The 15,865-nt window shown below is 65.0% G+C and carries 13 protein-coding genes and 1 tRNA gene; 11 read left to right on the plus strand and 3 right to left on the minus strand.

The features are described from left to right. Nucleotides 1–35: 35 nt before the first annotated feature. Nucleotides 36–2,300: an alpha-1,4-glucan--maltose-1-phosphate maltosyltransferase gene (locus tag AC1AYP_RS06995; protein ID WP_476502691.1), complete on the minus strand. Its 2,265-nt coding sequence runs from the start codon at nt 2,298–2,300 to the stop codon at nt 36–38. Nucleotides 2,301–2,700: 400 nt separating this feature from the next. Here AC1AYP_RS06995 and AC1AYP_RS07000 point away from each other — a divergent pair, with 400 nt between their 5' ends. Beyond that, the gene (locus AC1AYP_RS07000; protein ID WP_476502690.1) at nt 2,701–4,824 is read left to right on the plus strand and encodes a hypothetical protein; all 2,124 of its coding nucleotides are present in this window, start codon (nt 2,701–2,703) and stop codon (nt 4,822–4,824) included. 184 nt (nt 4,825–5,008) lie between these two features. Here AC1AYP_RS07000 and AC1AYP_RS07005 read toward each other — a convergent pair. Continuing rightward, nucleotides 5,009–5,085: transfer RNA gene (locus tag AC1AYP_RS07005), tRNA-Met, on the minus strand. A 189-nt stretch (nt 5,086–5,274) separates the two neighbouring features. Here AC1AYP_RS07005 and AC1AYP_RS07010 point away from each other — a divergent pair. The 10 genes from AC1AYP_RS07010 (at nt 5,275) to nucS (ending at nt 14,676) form a co-directional block, all read left to right on the plus strand. Then, nucleotides 5,275–6,309, plus strand: coding sequence for a homoserine O-succinyltransferase (locus tag AC1AYP_RS07010; RefSeq protein WP_476502689.1), 1,035 nt, complete (start codon nt 5,275–5,277; stop codon nt 6,307–6,309). Between the two features lie 373 nt (nt 6,310–6,682). Further along, nucleotides 6,683–7,495, plus strand: a complete 813-nt coding sequence (atpB, locus tag AC1AYP_RS07015; protein ID WP_476502688.1) for a F0F1 ATP synthase subunit A — start codon at nt 6,683–6,685, stop codon at nt 7,493–7,495. A 53-nt stretch (nt 7,496–7,548) separates the two neighbouring features. Beyond that, nucleotides 7,549–7,779 (plus strand): ATP synthase F0 subunit C, encoded by a 231-nt coding sequence (atpE, locus tag AC1AYP_RS07020; protein ID WP_034528870.1) that lies wholly within the window; start codon nt 7,549–7,551, stop codon nt 7,777–7,779. Nucleotides 7,780–7,834: 55 nt separating this feature from the next. Further along, nucleotides 7,835–8,353 (plus strand): F0F1 ATP synthase subunit B, encoded by a 519-nt coding sequence (locus AC1AYP_RS07025; protein WP_476502714.1) that lies wholly within the window; start codon nt 7,835–7,837, stop codon nt 8,351–8,353. Between the two features lie 28 nt (nt 8,354–8,381). Then, nucleotides 8,382–9,212, plus strand: a complete 831-nt coding sequence (locus AC1AYP_RS07030; RefSeq protein WP_476502687.1) for a F0F1 ATP synthase subunit delta — start codon at nt 8,382–8,384, stop codon at nt 9,210–9,212. A 117-nt stretch (nt 9,213–9,329) separates the two neighbouring features. Continuing rightward, nucleotides 9,330–10,958, plus strand: coding sequence for a F0F1 ATP synthase subunit alpha (gene atpA / locus AC1AYP_RS07035; protein WP_476502686.1), 1,629 nt, complete (start codon nt 9,330–9,332; stop codon nt 10,956–10,958). A 3-nt stretch (nt 10,959–10,961) separates the two neighbouring features. Then, nucleotides 10,962–11,882 carry a F0F1 ATP synthase subunit gamma gene (locus tag AC1AYP_RS07040; RefSeq protein ID WP_476532721.1) on the plus strand — a complete coding sequence of 307 codons (921 nt, stop codon included), beginning with the start codon at nt 10,962–10,964 and terminating at the stop codon, nt 11,880–11,882. Nucleotides 11,883–11,891: 9 nt separating this feature from the next. Next, nucleotides 11,892–13,379: a F0F1 ATP synthase subunit beta gene (atpD, locus tag AC1AYP_RS07045; RefSeq protein WP_476547238.1), complete on the plus strand. Its 1,488-nt coding sequence runs from the start codon at nt 11,892–11,894 to the stop codon at nt 13,377–13,379. Next, nucleotides 13,379–13,675 (plus strand): F0F1 ATP synthase subunit epsilon, encoded by a 297-nt coding sequence (locus AC1AYP_RS07050; protein ID WP_034528884.1) that lies wholly within the window; start codon nt 13,379–13,381, stop codon nt 13,673–13,675. Before atpD ends, AC1AYP_RS07050 begins: the two co-directional genes overlap by 1 nt. A 266-nt stretch (nt 13,676–13,941) precedes the next feature. Then, entirely contained in the window at nt 13,942–14,676 is a 735-nt protein-coding gene (nucS, locus tag AC1AYP_RS07055; protein WP_476547240.1) for an endonuclease NucS, read from the plus strand. A 160-nt stretch (nt 14,677–14,836) separates the two neighbouring features. On the opposite strand, the gene AC1AYP_RS07060 is transcribed toward nucS, so the two are convergent. Beyond that, nucleotides 14,837–15,829, minus strand: a complete 993-nt coding sequence (locus tag AC1AYP_RS07060) for an FKBP-type peptidyl-prolyl cis-trans isomerase (protein WP_476502683.1) — start codon at nt 15,827–15,829, stop codon at nt 14,837–14,839. Nucleotides 15,830–15,865: the final 36 nt, after the last annotated feature.

Below are 15,865 nucleotides of genomic sequence, written 5' to 3' on the forward strand. Positions count from 1 at the left end.
TAATCACCTTACCGCGAAACACGCGGCGGGCGGAATCATTCGCCGTATTCGTGCACGACGCTGAACACGTGCGCCACATCCGCCCACGGGGCGAGCGAGACGAAGTTGTCCCAGCCCCAGGCGAAGTCGCGGCCGGTCAGCTCGTCGCGCAGATGCGCGCCCCACTTCGGATCGACGCCGAACTCCGGCATCTCGAAGTGGACCATCGCCTGATGCGCGTTGTGGCAGTCGAGGTTGACGACCACGATCAGCGTCTCCGGCTTGCCGGACTTCGTCAGGTTCGCCGGCGTGTGGCGCGCGAACGCGACGATGTTCGGGTCGCTGGTCTCCAGCACGTGCAGGTTGTGGTAGCTGAACGCCTCCACATGCTCGCGGCGGATGCGGTTGAGCGAGGTGAGCAGCTCGGCGATGCCGAACTTGTCCGCCTCGGACCAGTCGCGCACCTTGATCTCGTACTTCTCGTTGTTGCGCTGCTCCTCGAAGCCGTCGCGCTGCTGGTTCTCGATCAGCTCGAAGCCGTTGTAGATGCCCCAGCTCGGCGAGCCCATCGCGGCGAGCACCGCGCGCACCGCGTGGCCGGCGATGCCGTTGTCGCGCACGTAGGCGGTGAGGATGTCCGGCGTGGTCGGCCAGAACGTGTTGTGCTGGTAGTAGCCGTCGTCGCCGTTCGTGGTGCCGAGGTACTCCTCCAGCTGCTCCTTCGTGTTGCGCCACGGGAAGTAGCAGTGCGATTGGGTGAAGCCCACGTAGCTCAGCGCGCGCATCATGCCCGGGCGGGTGAACGCCTCGGCGAGGAACAGCACCTCCGGGTGCTTCTTCGTGACCGCGGCGATGACGTCCTGCCAGAAGCGCACCGGCTTCGTGTGCGGGTTGTCGACGCGGAAGATCGTCACGCCCGCCTCGACCCACAGGTCCATGATGCGTTCGACCTCGCGCTCGATGCCCGGCATGTCCGCGTTGAAGTCGATCGGGTAGATGTCCTGGTACTTCTTCGGCGGGTTCTCGGCGAACGCGATCGTGCCGTCCGGCTTGGTGCGGAACCAGTTCGGGTGCTCCTTCACCCACGGGTGGTCGGGCGAGCACTGCAGGGCGAAGTCGAGCGCGATCTCCAGCCCCAGCTCATGCGCCTTCGCGCACAGGGCCTTGAAATCGTCCATCGTGCCGAGCAGCGGGTCCACGGTGTCGTGGCCGCCGAGCTCGGAGCCGATGCCGAACGGCGAACCCGGATCGTCCGGGCCGGCGACGAGGGAGTTGTCCTTGCCCTTGCGGTTCGTGTGGCCGATCGGGAAGATCGGCGGCAGGTACACGATGTCGAAGCCCTCGGCCTTCGCGCGCTCCAGGCCGGAGACGGAGGTCTTCAGCGTGCCCTGCACGATCTTGCCGGTCTCCTCGTCCACATACGCGCCCTCGGAACGCGGGAAGAACTGGTACCAGGCGGCGAAGCTGGACTTCGGGCGCTGGACCAGGAAGCGCTGCGGGGCGCTCTCCGACAGGCCGTCGCGCAGCGGGTTCGTCTCATGCAGCTCGGTGACCTCGGCGGTCGTGGCGGCGGCGAGACGATCCTCGGGGGAGAGGGTCTCGTCGGCCATCGTCTTCGCGGCGGCCTCGAGCACCTTGCGCTGGGCGGCCTTGAGCTTCGCGTCCGGGGTGTGCGCCCAGCGGTCGAGCAGCTGCGCGCCGGAGATCAGCGCGTTCTCGACGTCGTCGTTCACCTTCACCTTGATGGCGGCGTCGTGCAGCCAGGAACGGTAGGTGTCCTCCCAGCCCTCGACGGTGACGGACCATTCGCCAAGCTGGCGCTTGATCTGGGCGAACTCCGGCTCCCACGGCTTCACGTCGGAATGCTCGCCGCAGGTCAGGGTCACGGCCCAACGGTCGAGACCCGGGTTGGCGCAGGTCATCGGGATGCGCTGCATCTCCTTGCCGCGGTGGTTGCGCACGACCGCGGTGGCGCCAACCTTCGTGCGGCCTTCGATGAACACCTGCGCGGTGACTTCGAACGGCTCGCCCAGCTCGACGCGCGCCGGGTAGACGCCGCGCTCCTCGTTCGGCGTGACGTCCATGATGTTGATGCGGCCGAACTGGCCCGGTTCGGTGACGGGAATCGACTGCGCCGGGGTCTCGCCCACGACGGTGACCTCGACCTGGGTCGGCTTCGCGGCCTTGCGGCGGCGCGTGGTGGTCCTCTTCCTCGTGGTCTTCGCGGTCTTGACGCCCTTCTCCGCCGTTGCCGCCTCGTGATCCTCCGACTTCGTATCGGCCACGGCGTTGTTCGTATCGCTGTTGGTCGTCTTCGACATGGCGACCTCCTCCTTACTTCTCACACGTATCGCACGGACCGCAGCGCAATGTTGCGGCCACGCGACCTTGGATGTGCCACGGCACCCATTGTAGGGGCGGGTGTGCCGGAAATACAGCCTTTTCGGCCCGTCGCGGTGGATAACCCGGTGGACGGGCGACAACGTTTGTGGACGACCGTCGCGGGAAGCGCCCCGAATCGGCGGAATGTGGACAAGCAAACGTTTGAACTTATCCACAACACGCCCGGCCTCGGGGGCTCCGACCACAAGGCCCGGAAAACGGGGTGCGCGCCGCCCGTTTCCGCGAACATGAACGCATCCGTCCGACGGCCCCGGCACGAGGGCGGACGTAGGGAACAAGCAGCGCCCCATCGGGGCGCAGGACAGGGAGGACACGAGCATGACCGACGAATCGAATCTCGGGTCGCATGGTGAGACGCGCGCACGGAAGCGCCCCAGTCTCGCCGCGATCATCGCGGCCATATCGGCGATGATGACGATGATGGCCGTCGGCGTACCCGCGGCGCTCGCCGACGGCGGCATGAGCTGGGCGCCGGTGAACACGTATCTCGAATACGACGTGGGCACGCTGAAGGGGCAACGGATCGGCGCGATCACCAGAACCGCCGACGGACGCCTCGTCTACTGCATGGAAGCCGGCAAGACCGCCGGAACCAGCTACTCGTCGTCGCACATCCGCGACGACGGCGAGGCGGCGAGACGCATCGGATGGCTCGCCGACCACTATCGGGAGAACCGCGACGCACGCACCCATGCCGCCATCGGCATCCTCGTGCACGACCACTTCGACGCGGATCCGGGCGAATGGCAACGGCACTACGCGGCGATCCTGCAACGGCATCCCGGACTCGACGCGCGGGCCGCCGAACTGTGGCAGGAGGCGGGCGCGCGCGTGCCGATGGGCATCCGCGTCGAATCCGAAACGGTCGACGGCGTGCGCAACGGATGGGTCGACGTGCAGGTGACCAACGCCGGCGGCCAGGGCATCGCCGGCATCCGCTACGAACTGCGCATCGAAGGCCCGGCGCGGTTCGACGCGGGCGACGGCGGCGCGGCGGGCGCCGTCGTGAGCGGCGTGACCGATCTGAAACCGATACGGCACACGTGGACCGCCACCGGCAAAGGCGAGGTGAAGGTCCACTCAAGCTACGACCGTCCGCGCATCGAACAGTTCGTCAGCGACCAGGACTACATCGGATTCGGCAAGCAGGAAAGCGTGTCCAACGTGGGCGTCGCCTTCCGCGTGCGCAAGGACTTCACGCCGACGCTCGCCACCGTCACCGCGGCGAAGATCGTCGACGCCGGGCAGGAGGTCGGCGACCAGGTGACCTCCGGCGTGGCCGGCGACGACGATCACTGGAAGGACGGATTGAAGCTCGTCGCCGACGGCTGGTACTTCGACGACATCCCCGCCGACCGGCTCGTCGACCGCATGGAACCGAAGGAAGGCGAAAGCGTCGAGGACTTCCTCGCGCGCGTGAAACGACGCGGCTACGAGCCGGCCGCCCAAGGCGAGGCGACGTTCACCGGCGCCGGACAGCAGGTGACCGCGAAGGCGACCGGCAAGGACGGCAAGCCGTACCACGCGCCCGCGCGCGGCGGCTTCGGCACCTGGGTGTGGGCGATCGACGCGTCGAAACAGAGCGACGAAGCCAAGGAATACGTGCTCGCTGACGTGGTCACGCCGTTCCTCGACGCGACCGAAAGCAACTCGAACCGCGCGAAGCTGGAGGTCGAATCGACCGTCACCGAGCACGCGGCGCAGGTCGGCTCGCACCTGAGCGACACGATCACGGTGAAGGGATTCCCCGACGACCACGGCACGTTCGCCGGCGACGAGGCCTACGGCATCGGCGCCGACCAGCCGCTCGCGCAGGTGAGCGTCTGGTGGTCCGGCGACCCGGACGATCCCGCGAACGATGACGCATACGAGCCGAAGGGTGCCGAGGAGCCCGCCGAGGACGCCAACCACCGACTCGTGGGCACCTGGGAGTATCCGGCCGTCAACGGGCGGATCCGCGTGGGAGCGGGATCGCCCGACGCGCACGGCAATCCGGTCGAGATCAAGGCGGACGGCCACGGCTGGTACGTGTTCGTCTGGAAATTCGCCGGCGACGACCGCGTGATGCCCGCCGCCAGCCGCTACGACGACAAATGGGAGCACACGCGCGTAACCGTCGAGGAGCCGGACGAGCCGTGCGAGCCCGAGGAGCCGTGCGAACCGGAGGAGCCGGAGGAACCCTGCGAACCGGATGAGCCGGTCGAGCCATGCGAACCGGAGGAACCCGAGGAGCCGTGCGAGCCCGAGGAACCGGTCGAGCCATGCGAACCCGACAACCCCGACGAGCCGTGCGAACCGGTGGAGGAGGAGTGCAAACCGGACGAGCCGAAGGAACCGCTGCCCCAGACCGGCGTGAACGTGGGATTCGTGTTCGGCGTGGGCATCTCCGCGCTCGCGGTGGGCGCGTTCATCCTCGCCGTGATCAAGCGCCGGAGCCTGTAGCAGAGGTCCGCCTCCGTGGCGGCCCACCTACAGTGGACTGCTTCTCTGAAGGGTGACCAGCGGTTTGCGCCCCCCTTCAGGGGGAGCTGGCGGCGAAGCCGGCTGAGGGGGTATCTGCCCGGCAAGCGCCCGGCTCGGAAAACGAAAAACGCTAGGAATCGTTGTGATTCCTAGCGTTTTCTGTTGGTAGCGGGGCATGGATTTGAACCATGGACCTCTGGGTTATGAGCCCAGCGAGCTACCGAGCTGCTCCACCCCGCGTCGGCTTGTCTTTGCGACAGCTCTATCTAAGATACCGGCGAATCGGTATACGTCAAATCGGAGCGCTATCGGCGTGTCGCGTTTGCGTGGTTCGCGGGGCGGGGGTTGATAATCCGCGATAAGAAAGAAGTATGGCGTCGGGGAAGCCTGCGACGTGCGGCAAATCCGCGTTATGGCCATAATGAAGACATGCCTATCAAGATTCCCAGCGGCCTGCCGGCCAGAGCCATCCTCGACTCGGAGCGCATCTTCGCGCTTGAGAAGCCCGAGGCGGAGCGTCAACGCGTCCGCCCGCTCAAGCTGGTGATCCTGAACCTCATGCCCAAGAAGATCGAGACCGAGACCCAGCTGCTGCGTCTCATCTCGAAATCCCCGCTGCAGGTCGAGGTCGACTTCATGAAGACCTCGACGCACGAGGCCACGCACGTGTCCGCCGACCATCTGCTCAAGTTCTACGAGAACCTCGACGCGTTCGCCGACAACTACTATGACGGCTTCGTCGTCACCGGCGCCCCCGTCGAGCACATGCCGTTCGAGGAGGTGGACTACTGGGAGGAGTTCCAGACGATTCTCGACTGGGCGTCCACGCACGTGTTCTCCACGATGTACCTGTGCTGGGGCGCGATGGGCGCGCTCTACCGGCGCTACGGCGTGCGCAAGGTCGACTACGCCGAGAAGGTGTTCGGCGTGTTCCCGCAGTATCTGCAGGACGAATACTGCTTCCTGACGAACGGCTTCGACGAGATCGCGCTGCAGCCGCACTCGCGCCTCGCCGGCGTGGACGAGCGCGATGTGCGCGCCAACCCCGATCTGCAGATCCTCACGTGGGGGCCGGAGTCGGGGCCGGGGCTCATCGCCACGCGCGATTTCTCCGAGGTGTTCGCGCTCGGGCATTGGGAGTACGGCAAGTACACGCTCGCCGAGGAGTACGAGCGCGACATGGCGAAGGGCATGAGCAACGTGCCGTTCCCGAAGAACTACTTCCCGCACGATGACCCGTCGATCGAGCCGCTGTTCGCGTGGCGCGCGCACGCGAACCTGCTGTGGCGCAACTGGCTCAACTGGGTGTACCAGACCACGCCGTACGACCTGACGGAGGTGCCGGAACTGCGGGCCGAGAAGCGGCTCGGCACGGACCGGTCGATCCGGCATGAGCCGGGCGGACCCCGCAAGGACGGTTTCGCGCCGTTCGCGCACGACGGCTACGGGGTGATCCGGGGCTGATCCAAGGCCGATTTCGGGTTGCTTCGGAGCCGGCCTGCTTGCGATGCGGACAGTGAACGTCCATTATTTGGTCTGGTAAATGGTCACAATATGGCAACGGATTACTTCTGGAAAACCGCTTGAAAAAGCCGGAAACCCGCGTCGTTCCAACGATGTAATACGACAACACGCCGATGTGGCGGCCATTTGGTTTTGTCCCAAGACCGGCCAATAATCGGCAATCAGTCAATTTCGGAGCTCGACGCCGGCCCGACCCCATGCCGAGGCCGGTGGTTCCGAAGAGGGAAGACGGAAGACGAATTCATCGACACGTCACATTCGCCGACCCAGTTGGTCTAAACTGACACCTGACTAGAAGAAGCAGGAGGCGCGAATGATTGGTGCTGCACTCAACTCGCTGACGTTGGCGAGTGCCACGCAACCGGAGTACCCGAGCATCGACGATTTTCTCCCTCCGGAACTGCTGTTCCAGGGAACCCCGTTCGCCATCAACCGAATCATCCTGGTCCGCATTCTCGCGACCATCATCATGCTGATCGTGCTGGGCATCACCGCGCACCGCGTGAAGCTGATTCCGGGCCGTTGGCAGGGCGCGGTCGAATGGCTGATCGAGTTCGTGCGCGACCAGATCGTCTACCAGGTGATGGGCGAGGTGCGTGGCAAGCGCTACGTGCCGATGGTCACCACCGTGTTCTGCACGCTGCTGGTGTTCAACCTGTGCGGCATCATCCCGGGCTTCAACATCGCAGCCTCCGCGACGATCACGCTGCCGCTGGTGTTCGCCATGTGGTGCTTCTGCCAGTACTGGATCGCCGGCATCCGCGAGAAGGGCCTCGGCCACTTCCTGCGTGACGAGCTCTTCCCGAAGGGCGTGCCCGCGCCGATCTACATCCTGCTGTCGCCGATTCAGCTGCTCGAGCTGCTCGTCATCCGCCCGTTCTCGCTGACGATCCGACTCTTCGCCAACATGGTCTCCGGCCACCTCATCCTCGGCCTGTGCCTGTCGGCCACCCAGTTCTTCCTGATCGACATCGCCAACAAGGCGATGGCCCCGTTCGGCGTGATCACCTTCGCCGCCGGCATGTTCATGTTCCTGTTCGAGGCGCTGGTCGCCTGCCTGCAGGCCTACATCTTCGCGATCCTGACGACCGCGTACATCAATATGAGCTTCCCCGAGGCCGACTGACCCAGGGACAACAAACTGTTGCTATCACGGCAATAACCAGAAAGGAAACAACCATGGATATCGTTACCCTCGCTGCGGTTGCGGGCAACCTGAACGTCGTCGGCTACGGCCTCGCGGCCATCGGCCCCGGCATCGGTCTGGGCATCCTGATCGGCAAGACCATCGAGAGCACGGCCCGCCAGCCCGAGCTCGGCGGCCGCCTGCAGACGCTGATGTTCCTTGGTCTGGCGTTCGTCGAGGTGCTGGCGCTGCTCGGCTTCGTCGCCGCCTTCATCTTCCAGTGATCGATAGCCCATCCGAAACGAATCTCCAAGGACATGAAAGGAGGAAGACGTTATGGTGACTGAAGCCGCGAGCGGCGTCGAGCTGTTCCTGCCTGAGACCTATGACATCGTGTGGTCGCTGATCATCCTCGTCATCGTCGCCGTATTCTTCTACAAGTTCTTCCTGCCGAAGTTCCAGGCCGTGTTCGATGAGCGCGCCGCCAAGATCGAGGGTGGCATCGCCAAGGCCGAGCAGGCCCAGAAGGACGCCAACGCGGCCAAGGCCAAGTACGAGGCCCAGATGAGCGAAGCCCGCGTCGAAGCCGCGAAGATCCGCGACGACGCCCGTGCGGAAGCCTCCCACATCGTCGCCGACGCGCGCACCCGCGCCGAGGCCGATGCGGCGCAGATCACCGCCAACGCTCAGCGTTCCCTCGAATCGCAGCAGCAGCAGGCCCTCGTCTCCCTCAAGGGCGAGGTCGGCACGCTCGCCACCGCGCTGGCCGGCAAGATCCTCGGCGCCAAGCTCGAGGACAAGGACGTGCAGTCGTCGATGATCGATTCGATGCTCGACGATCTGGACGCCAAGAAGTGAACATCCGCAACGAGAAAGGGAGGTGACCATGCGAGGAGAGGCATCTCGTATTGCAGACCGCGAGTCGCGTGATTCGCTGGCCCCGAAGCTTCGCGACACCCGTGAGGACGCGTGGCGGATCGGCAACGAACTGTTCACGATCACCCGTGTGCTGGATGACAACATCGCGCTCGAGCGCGCGCTGACCGACCCGTCCCGTCCGGTCGCCGACAAGGTGGCCGTTCTCAAGGAGATCGTCGGCGACCGCGTGCACCCGATGACGATGGAGATCCTGACCGATCTGGTCGGTCGCCAGTGGAGCAAGGCCCGCCACATCGCGAACGCCGTCGAGGACTTCGGCGTCGACGCGATGATGTACTACGCGGACGCCACCGGCGCCACGCTCAAGGTGTCCATCGAGCTGTCCCAGCTGAACTCGGCGCTGCTGACCCTGCCGGTCGTGCGCGCCAAGCTGTACGACGACCAGGCCACGAGCCAGGCGCGCGTCGCGCTGTTCCGCGAGCTGTTCGGCGGCAAGGGCCTCAACAAGGTCACGATGCGTCTCGCCGAGCACGCCACGTGCAACCTGCGCCGTCGCCGCTATCTGGAGACCATCCAGTGGCTGATCAACAAGTTCTCCCGCCACATGGGCGAGTCGATGGTCACCGTGACCACCGCCACCCCGCTGACGAAGGAGCAGATCCTGCGACTGGTGAAGATCTACACGGCGAAGGTCGGACGCCCGGTGCACATCAACGCCGTGGTCGACCCGTCCGTGCTGGGCGGCATGCGCATCCAGGTCGGCGACGAGGTCACGGACAACACCGTGGTCGCGCAGCTCGAACATCTCCACCGCACGGTGAAGGCCGGCACGAACTGAGCACCGACTGACAGGCCCGCGTGCGCCGGGCGGGGCCATCGGCCTCCGCAAGCGCCGCACGGCTGAACACACAAGCAAAGACTTGCACTGAACAAGAAACCAAATGAAGGAGTGATCATGGCAGAACTGACCATCGATCCCGCCTCGGTACGCAAGGCCTTGGACGACTTCGTGTCGTCCTACCAGCCGAGCGACACTCCCACCCAGGAAGTGGGCTATGTCGCCACGGCCGGTGACGGCATCGCGCACGTGACGGGATTGCCTGGTTGCATGGCCAATGAGCTGCTGACGTTCGAAGACGGCACGCTCGGCCTGGCGTTCAACCTTGACGCCCGTGAGATCGGCGTGGTTATCCTCGGCGATTTCGCTGGAATCGAGGAAGGCCAGGAAGTGCGCCGCACCGGCGAAGTGCTCTCCGTGCCCGTCGGCGACGGCTACCTCGGCCGCGTCGTGGACCCGCTGGGCAAGCCGATCGACGGCCTCGGCGAGATCAAGAGCGAAGGCCGCCGCATCCTTGAAGCCCAGGCTCCGGACGTGATGCACCGCCACCCGGTCGACGAGCCGCTGTCCACCGGCCTCAAGGCCATCGACGCGATGACGCCGATCGGCCGCGGCCAGCGCCAGCTCATCATCGGCGACCGCCAGACCGGCAAGACCGCCATCGCGATCGACACCATCATCAACCAGAAGGCGAACTGGGAATCCGGCGATCCGAAGAAGCAGGTGCGCTGCATCTATGTCGCGGTCGGCCAGAAGGGCTCCACCATCGCCTCCGTGAAGCAGAGCCTCGAAGACGCGGGCGCCATGGAGTACACCACCATCGTGGCCTCCCCGGCCTCCGATTCCGCCGGCTTCAAGTACATCGCCCCGTACACCGGATCGGCCATCGGCCAGCACTGGATGTACAACGGCAAGCACGTCCTCATCGTCTTCGACGATCTGTCGAAGCAGGCCGAGGCGTACCGATCGATCTCCCTGCTGCTCCGCCGTCCGCCGGGGCGCGAGGCCTACCCGGGTGACGTCTTCTACCTGCACTCCCGTCTGCTCGAACGCTGCGCGAAGGTCTCCGACGACCTCGGCGGCGGCTCGATGACGGGTCTGCCGATCGTCGAGACGAAGGCGAACGACGTGTCCGCCTACATCCCGACCAACGTGATTTCCATCACCGACGGCCAGATCTTCCTTCAGTCCGATCTGTTCAACGCCAACCAGCGTCCCGCCGTGGACGTCGGCATCTCGGTCTCCCGAGTCGGCGGCGCCGCACAGACCAAAGCTCTCAAGAAGGTCTCCGGCACGCTGAAGATCTCCCTGGCGCAGTACCGTTCGCTGGAATCCTTCGCCATGTTCGCGTCCGATCTGGATGCGGCGTCCAAGGCCCAGCTGACCCGTGGCGCCCACCTGACCGAGCTGTTGAAGCAGCCGCAGTTCCATCCGTACTCGATGGAGCAGGAGGTCGTGTCCGTCTGGACCGGCACCCACGGCAAGCTCGACGACCTCGAGCTCAAGGACGTGCTGCCCTTCGAGCAGGGTCTGCTGGACTACCTCGATCACAACACCGACATCCTCAAGACCATCCGCGAGACCGAGGACTTCACCGCCGACACCGAGGCGGAGCTGGCCAAGGCCGTCGATGCGTTCCGTGCGACCTTCGTGTCGTCCACCGGCAAGCCGCTGGTCGACAAGAAGCCGGACGTGTCCAAGGCCGCCCCGGTCGAGCAGGAAAAGATCGTGGCGGGAGAGAAGTAAGCCATGGGCTCGCAACTCGCATTGAAATCACGCATCCACTCCACCGAGTCGTTGGAGAAGATCTTCAACGCCCAGGAGATGATCGCGTCTTCGCACATCGCCAAGGCCCGTGACGTCGCCTTGAACGCGAAGCCGTACACCGATGCGATTTTCGATGCCGTGCAAGCGTTGGTGGCACACACCCATATCACGCATCCGATCGCGGTGAAGGACGAGAACAACCCGCGCGTGGCCGTTCTCGCCCTCACCTCGGATCGTGGCATGGCCGGCCCGTACACCTCTTCGATCATCCGCGAGACCGAGTCGCTGCTGGCTCGTCTCGAGGATGCCGGCAAGAAGCCGGAGCTGTTCGTGTACGGGCGTCGCGGTTCGACGTACTACAAGTACCGCAACCGCGACGTCGCGGCCACATGGGAGGGCGACACCGACCAGCCCGGCGTGGAAATCGCTGAGACGATCTCCAACGCTCTGATGGACGCCTACATGAAGCCGGCGGACCAGGGCGGAGTCTCCGAACTCTACATCGTCTACACCGAGTTCATCAACATGGTGGTCCAGAAGGTTCGCGTGCTGCGCATGCTGCCCGTCGAGATCGTGGGCGCGCCGACGACGCGCGCGTCCGAGGAGGAGTCCTCCGATTCGGACGACGTCTCGCCGCTGTACGCCTTCGAGCCGAGCCTGGACGAGGTGCTGGATGCGATTCTGCCGAAGTACATCCAGTCCCGCATCCACGAGTGCCTGCTGACCGCCGCCGCCTCCGAGACGGCGAGCCGCCAGAACGCCATGCACACGGCTACGGACAACGCACGCAATCTGATCGACGATCTCACGCGCAAGCTCAACGCCTCGCGTCAGGCCTCGATCACGCAGGAACTTACCGAGATCATCGGCAGCGCCGACGCGCTGAATACAAAGGAAGAGTAGGAACGCACTATGGCTGAGAAACAGACCACTGTGGCTTCCGAGAGCAACGGCGAGCCGATTCACGGACGCGTCACCCGAGTCCAGGGTTCGGTCATCGACGTTGAGTTCCCGGTGGGCCATCTGCCCGACATCTACAACGCCCTGAAGGTGACGATCGTCAACACGGGCGCCAAGGAGGAAGGCGAGGCCAAGTCGACCACGATCACCCTCGAGGTCGAACAGCACCTCGGCGACTCCACCGTGCGCTGCGTCGCGCTGAAGCCGACCGACGGCCTGGTGCGCGGCGCCTCCGTGTTCGACACGGGCGCGCCGATCTCCGTGCCGGTCGGCGACGTGACCAAGGGCCACGTCTTCGACGTCGCGGGCAACGTGCTCAACAAGAAGCCGGACGAGACCATCACCGTGACCGAGCGTTGGCCGATCCACCGCAACCCGCCGGCGTTCGACCAGCTGGAGTCCAAGACCCAGATGTTCGAGACCGGCATCAAGGTCATCGATCTTCTGACCCCGTACGTGCAGGGCGGCAAGATCGGTCTGTTCGGCGGCGCAGGCGTCGGCAAGACCGTCCTCATCCAGGAGATGATCCAGCGCGTGGCGCAGAACCACGGCGGTGTCTCCGTGTTCGCCGGCGTCGGCGAGCGTACCCGTGAGGGCAACGATCTGATCGGCGAGATGGACGAGGCCGGCGTTCTCGAGAAGACCGCCCTGGTCTTCGGCCAGATGGACGAGCAGCCGGGCACCCGTCTGCGCGTGCCGCTGACCGCACTGACCATGGCCGAGTACTTCCGCGACGTGCAGAACCAGGACGTGCTGCTGTTCATCGACAACATCTTCCGCTTCACGCAGGCCGGTTCCGAGGTGTCCACGCTGCTGGGCCGTATGCCTTCCGCCGTGGGCTACCAGCCGAACCTGGCCGACGAGATGGGCGCGCTCCAGGAGCGCATCACCTCGACGCGAGGCCACTCCATCACCTCGCTGCAGGCCATCTACGTGCCGGCCGATGATTACACCGACCCGGCCCCGGCCACGACCTTCGCCCACCTCGACGCGACGACCGAGCTTTCCCGTGACATCGCCTCGAAGGGCATCTACCCGGCCGTGGACCCGCTGAGCTCCACGTCGCGAATCCTCGATCCGCGTTACGTCGGCCAGAAGCACTACGAGTGCGCCAACCGCGTCAAGGCGATTCTGCAGCGTAACAAGGAGCTGCAGGACATCATCGCCCTGATCGGCATCGACGAGCTCTCCGAAGAGGACAAGACCACCGTCAACCGCGCCCGCCGCATCGAGCAGTTCCTCGGCCAGAACTTCTACGTGGCCGAGAAGTTCACCGGTCGTCCGGGCTCCTACGTGCCGGCCGACGAGACCATCGAGGCCTTCACCCGCATCTGCGACGGCGTGTACGACGACGTCCCGGAGCAGGCGTTCTCCGGCATCGGTGGCATCGACGACCTCGAGGAGAAGTGGCACAAGATGCAGAAGGAACTGGGTGCGTGATGGCAGGATCGGAAAAGACCACGATGAAGGTGAACATCGTCGCGGCCGACCACCCCGTGTGGCACGGCGAGGCGAAAAGCGTGACCATCCCCGCCTCCGAAGGCGGCATGGGCATCCTGCCGAACCATGAGCCGGTGCTCACGGTCATCAAGCAGGGTACGCTCACTGTGGTCGAGCCCGACGATGCCCGTCACACGTTCGAGGTGACCGACGGATTCATCTCCTTCGACTCGAACAAGCTGACCGTCGCGGTCGAACGCGGCCACGACGTGCAGTACTCCGGTCCCGAGCAGTGACCGGGTCCCCATCGACCCGCTGACCTCGGCGTCCTAAAGCCCTCTTCAGGATTCAAGGAATCCCGAAGAGGGCTTTTTCGTCCCATGGTGCGGCAACACACTTTCTCCATATCCTCGGAATCATGCGGTTTTCGGCGACCGCACCATGGGAGTTTTACCGCACCATGGGAGTTTTACCGCACCATGGGAGTTGCGCCGGGGGTGTGAGTGGGTTGTGGGTGAGGTGTGGTGAGTGGGGTGGGGAGGATGCGGTACAGTGAGCCGTTATGCGCATTCTTGTGGCCGATTGCTCGGCGGAATACTCCGGACGACTCAACGCATCCCTGCCGTTCGCCAGGCGCGTCCTGCTCATCAAGGCGGACAACAGCCTGCTGATCTTCTCCGAACTCGGCTCGTACAAGCCGCTGAACTGGATGAGCGCCCCCTGCACGATCCGCGAAATCGTCCCGGAAGCGGGGGAGAAGGGCGCGGACACGACGGATGCGGACGCGGCGGACGCAACCGCACCGCAGCCCGAGAAGGTGCTGCGCGTCACGGCGGACAAGTCGTCGGACATCCTGGAAGTCACGCTGTACCACGTGTATTCGGACGAAAGCTATGATCTGGGCGTCGATCCCGGTCTCGTCAAGGACGGCGTCGAGGACCATCTGCAGCAGTACCTCGCCGAACAGATCCACCGCATCGGCGACGGCGCGAAACTCGTGCGCCGCGAATACCCGACCGCCATCGGCCCGGTCGACATCATGGCCGTCAACGCGGACGGCGAACACGTCGCCATCGAGATCAAACGCCACGGTGGCATCGACGGCGTCGAACAGCTCACCCGATACTGCGAACTGCTGAACCGCGACCCGCTGCTCGCCCCCGTGCACGGCATCTTCGCTGCGCAGACCATCACCCCGCAGGCGCGCGTCCTCGCCGAGGACCGCGGCTTCCGCTGCCTGATCCTCGACTACGAGGAGATGAAGGGTACCGAGGACGACTCCCTGCGTCTGTTCTGAACAGGCCGTGATGGCGCGTCGGCCGCGTTGCTCCTCCGGTCGACGTGCCTGCGCACGCCTTCCCTCGGTGCGCCTTGCCGCCACGCGCATCACGGACGATTCCTCCAACAGCAAAGCCCCCTCGTCAGAGGGGGCCAATCGTAGACTCGCTACCCGCCGATCAGTAGGCGCCGAGGATGTCGATGACGAAGACGAGGGTCGAGTTCGCGGGGATCGAACCCTGGGCGGTGTCGCCATACGCCTTGTCCGGCGGGATGATGAGCAGCACCTGCGAGCCGACGGTCTGGCCGCGCAGACCCTCCTGCCAGCCGGTGATTACCTGATGCTGGCCGTTCGTCGAATCGCTGAACAGGTCGGCGTCGAGCGTCGTGTTCTTCGACCAGGAGGAGTCGAACTGCGTGCCGTCGGTCAGCCAGCCCGTGTACTTGACGACCGCGGTGTTGTCCTTGGTGAGCTCCTTGCCCTTGCCCTTGACGAGCGTCTGCACGACCAGCGAATCCACGGAGCCCTGGCCGTTCATGTCGATGGACGGTTTGCCGTTCTTGGCGCGCGTCACCTTCGGCAGGTTCGACGGGATGTCGGTCACGACGTCACCGGTGGCCTTGGTCAGGTCCTTGGAGCGGGAGACGAGCGTGTAGGCGAGCAGGTAGGACGTGCCGGAGCTGTTCGAGTCGTTGACGCCGAACACGATTGTCGAGTTGAGCTTCAGGCCCACCATCTTCGTGTACGGCGGGATCTGCTTGAGGTTCGAGTCGGACAGCTGGATCGAGCAGTCGGGCGTGTTCTTCTCCCACGAGCTCATCAGCTCGGAGCCGTCCTTCGCGTTGATCGCGATGCCCTGGGCGCACACGCGGTCGCCCTTTTCGATGGTCTCGCCGTCGCCGTTCTGCACGACCGCGTACGTGTTGTTCTGCACGGTCATCGGCGTCTTGAACTTGATGCTCGGCTTCGAGCCGAGATCGCCGGTCGCCGTCACGCCGGCGATCTGGTCCATCTTCGTCGACGAGGAGCTGGAGGAGGAGTCGGACGAGGACTTCGAGGAGTCCTTCGAATCGGAGTTCGAACCGCCGCACGCGGCGAGCGTCGCGCACATGGCGAGCGAGCAGATGGCCGCCAGAGCGGTGCGGATCACGGAATGAGAAGTGTTGCGCATGGGCACCACCCTAGCCGCCAACCGCGATTTTCCCGC

This window comes from Bifidobacterium sp. LH_424 (assembly GCF_056356895.1).

Excerpts from the sequence above, each read along its gene's own strand:
- nucS (WP_476547240.1), top strand. The coding sequence starts at position 13,942 with ATGCGCATTCTTGTGGCCGATTGCTCGGCGGAATACTCCGGACGACTC.
- AC1AYP_RS07050 (WP_034528884.1), top strand. The coding sequence starts at position 13,379 with ATGGCAGGATCGGAAAAGACCACGATGAAGGTGAACATCGTCGCGGCC.
- AC1AYP_RS07030 (WP_476502687.1), top strand. The coding sequence starts at position 8,382 with ATGCGAGGAGAGGCATCTCGTATTGCAGACCGCGAGTCGCGTGATTCG.
- AC1AYP_RS06995 (WP_476502691.1), bottom strand. The coding sequence starts at position 2,300 with ATGTCGAAGACGACCAACAGCGATACGAACAACGCCGTGGCCGATACG.
- AC1AYP_RS07000 (WP_476502690.1), top strand. The coding sequence starts at position 2,701 with ATGACCGACGAATCGAATCTCGGGTCGCATGGTGAGACGCGCGCACGG.
- AC1AYP_RS07060 (WP_476502683.1), bottom strand. The coding sequence starts at position 15,829 with ATGCGCAACACTTCTCATTCCGTGATCCGCACCGCTCTGGCGGCCATC.
- atpE (WP_034528870.1), top strand. The coding sequence starts at position 7,549 with ATGGATATCGTTACCCTCGCTGCGGTTGCGGGCAACCTGAACGTCGTC.
- AC1AYP_RS07040 (WP_476532721.1), top strand. The coding sequence starts at position 10,962 with ATGGGCTCGCAACTCGCATTGAAATCACGCATCCACTCCACCGAGTCG.
- atpD (WP_476547238.1), top strand. The coding sequence starts at position 11,892 with ATGGCTGAGAAACAGACCACTGTGGCTTCCGAGAGCAACGGCGAGCCG.
- atpB (WP_476502688.1), top strand. The coding sequence starts at position 6,683 with ATGATTGGTGCTGCACTCAACTCGCTGACGTTGGCGAGTGCCACGCAA.
- AC1AYP_RS07010 (WP_476502689.1), top strand. The coding sequence starts at position 5,275 with ATGCCTATCAAGATTCCCAGCGGCCTGCCGGCCAGAGCCATCCTCGAC.
- atpA (WP_476502686.1), top strand. The coding sequence starts at position 9,330 with ATGGCAGAACTGACCATCGATCCCGCCTCGGTACGCAAGGCCTTGGAC.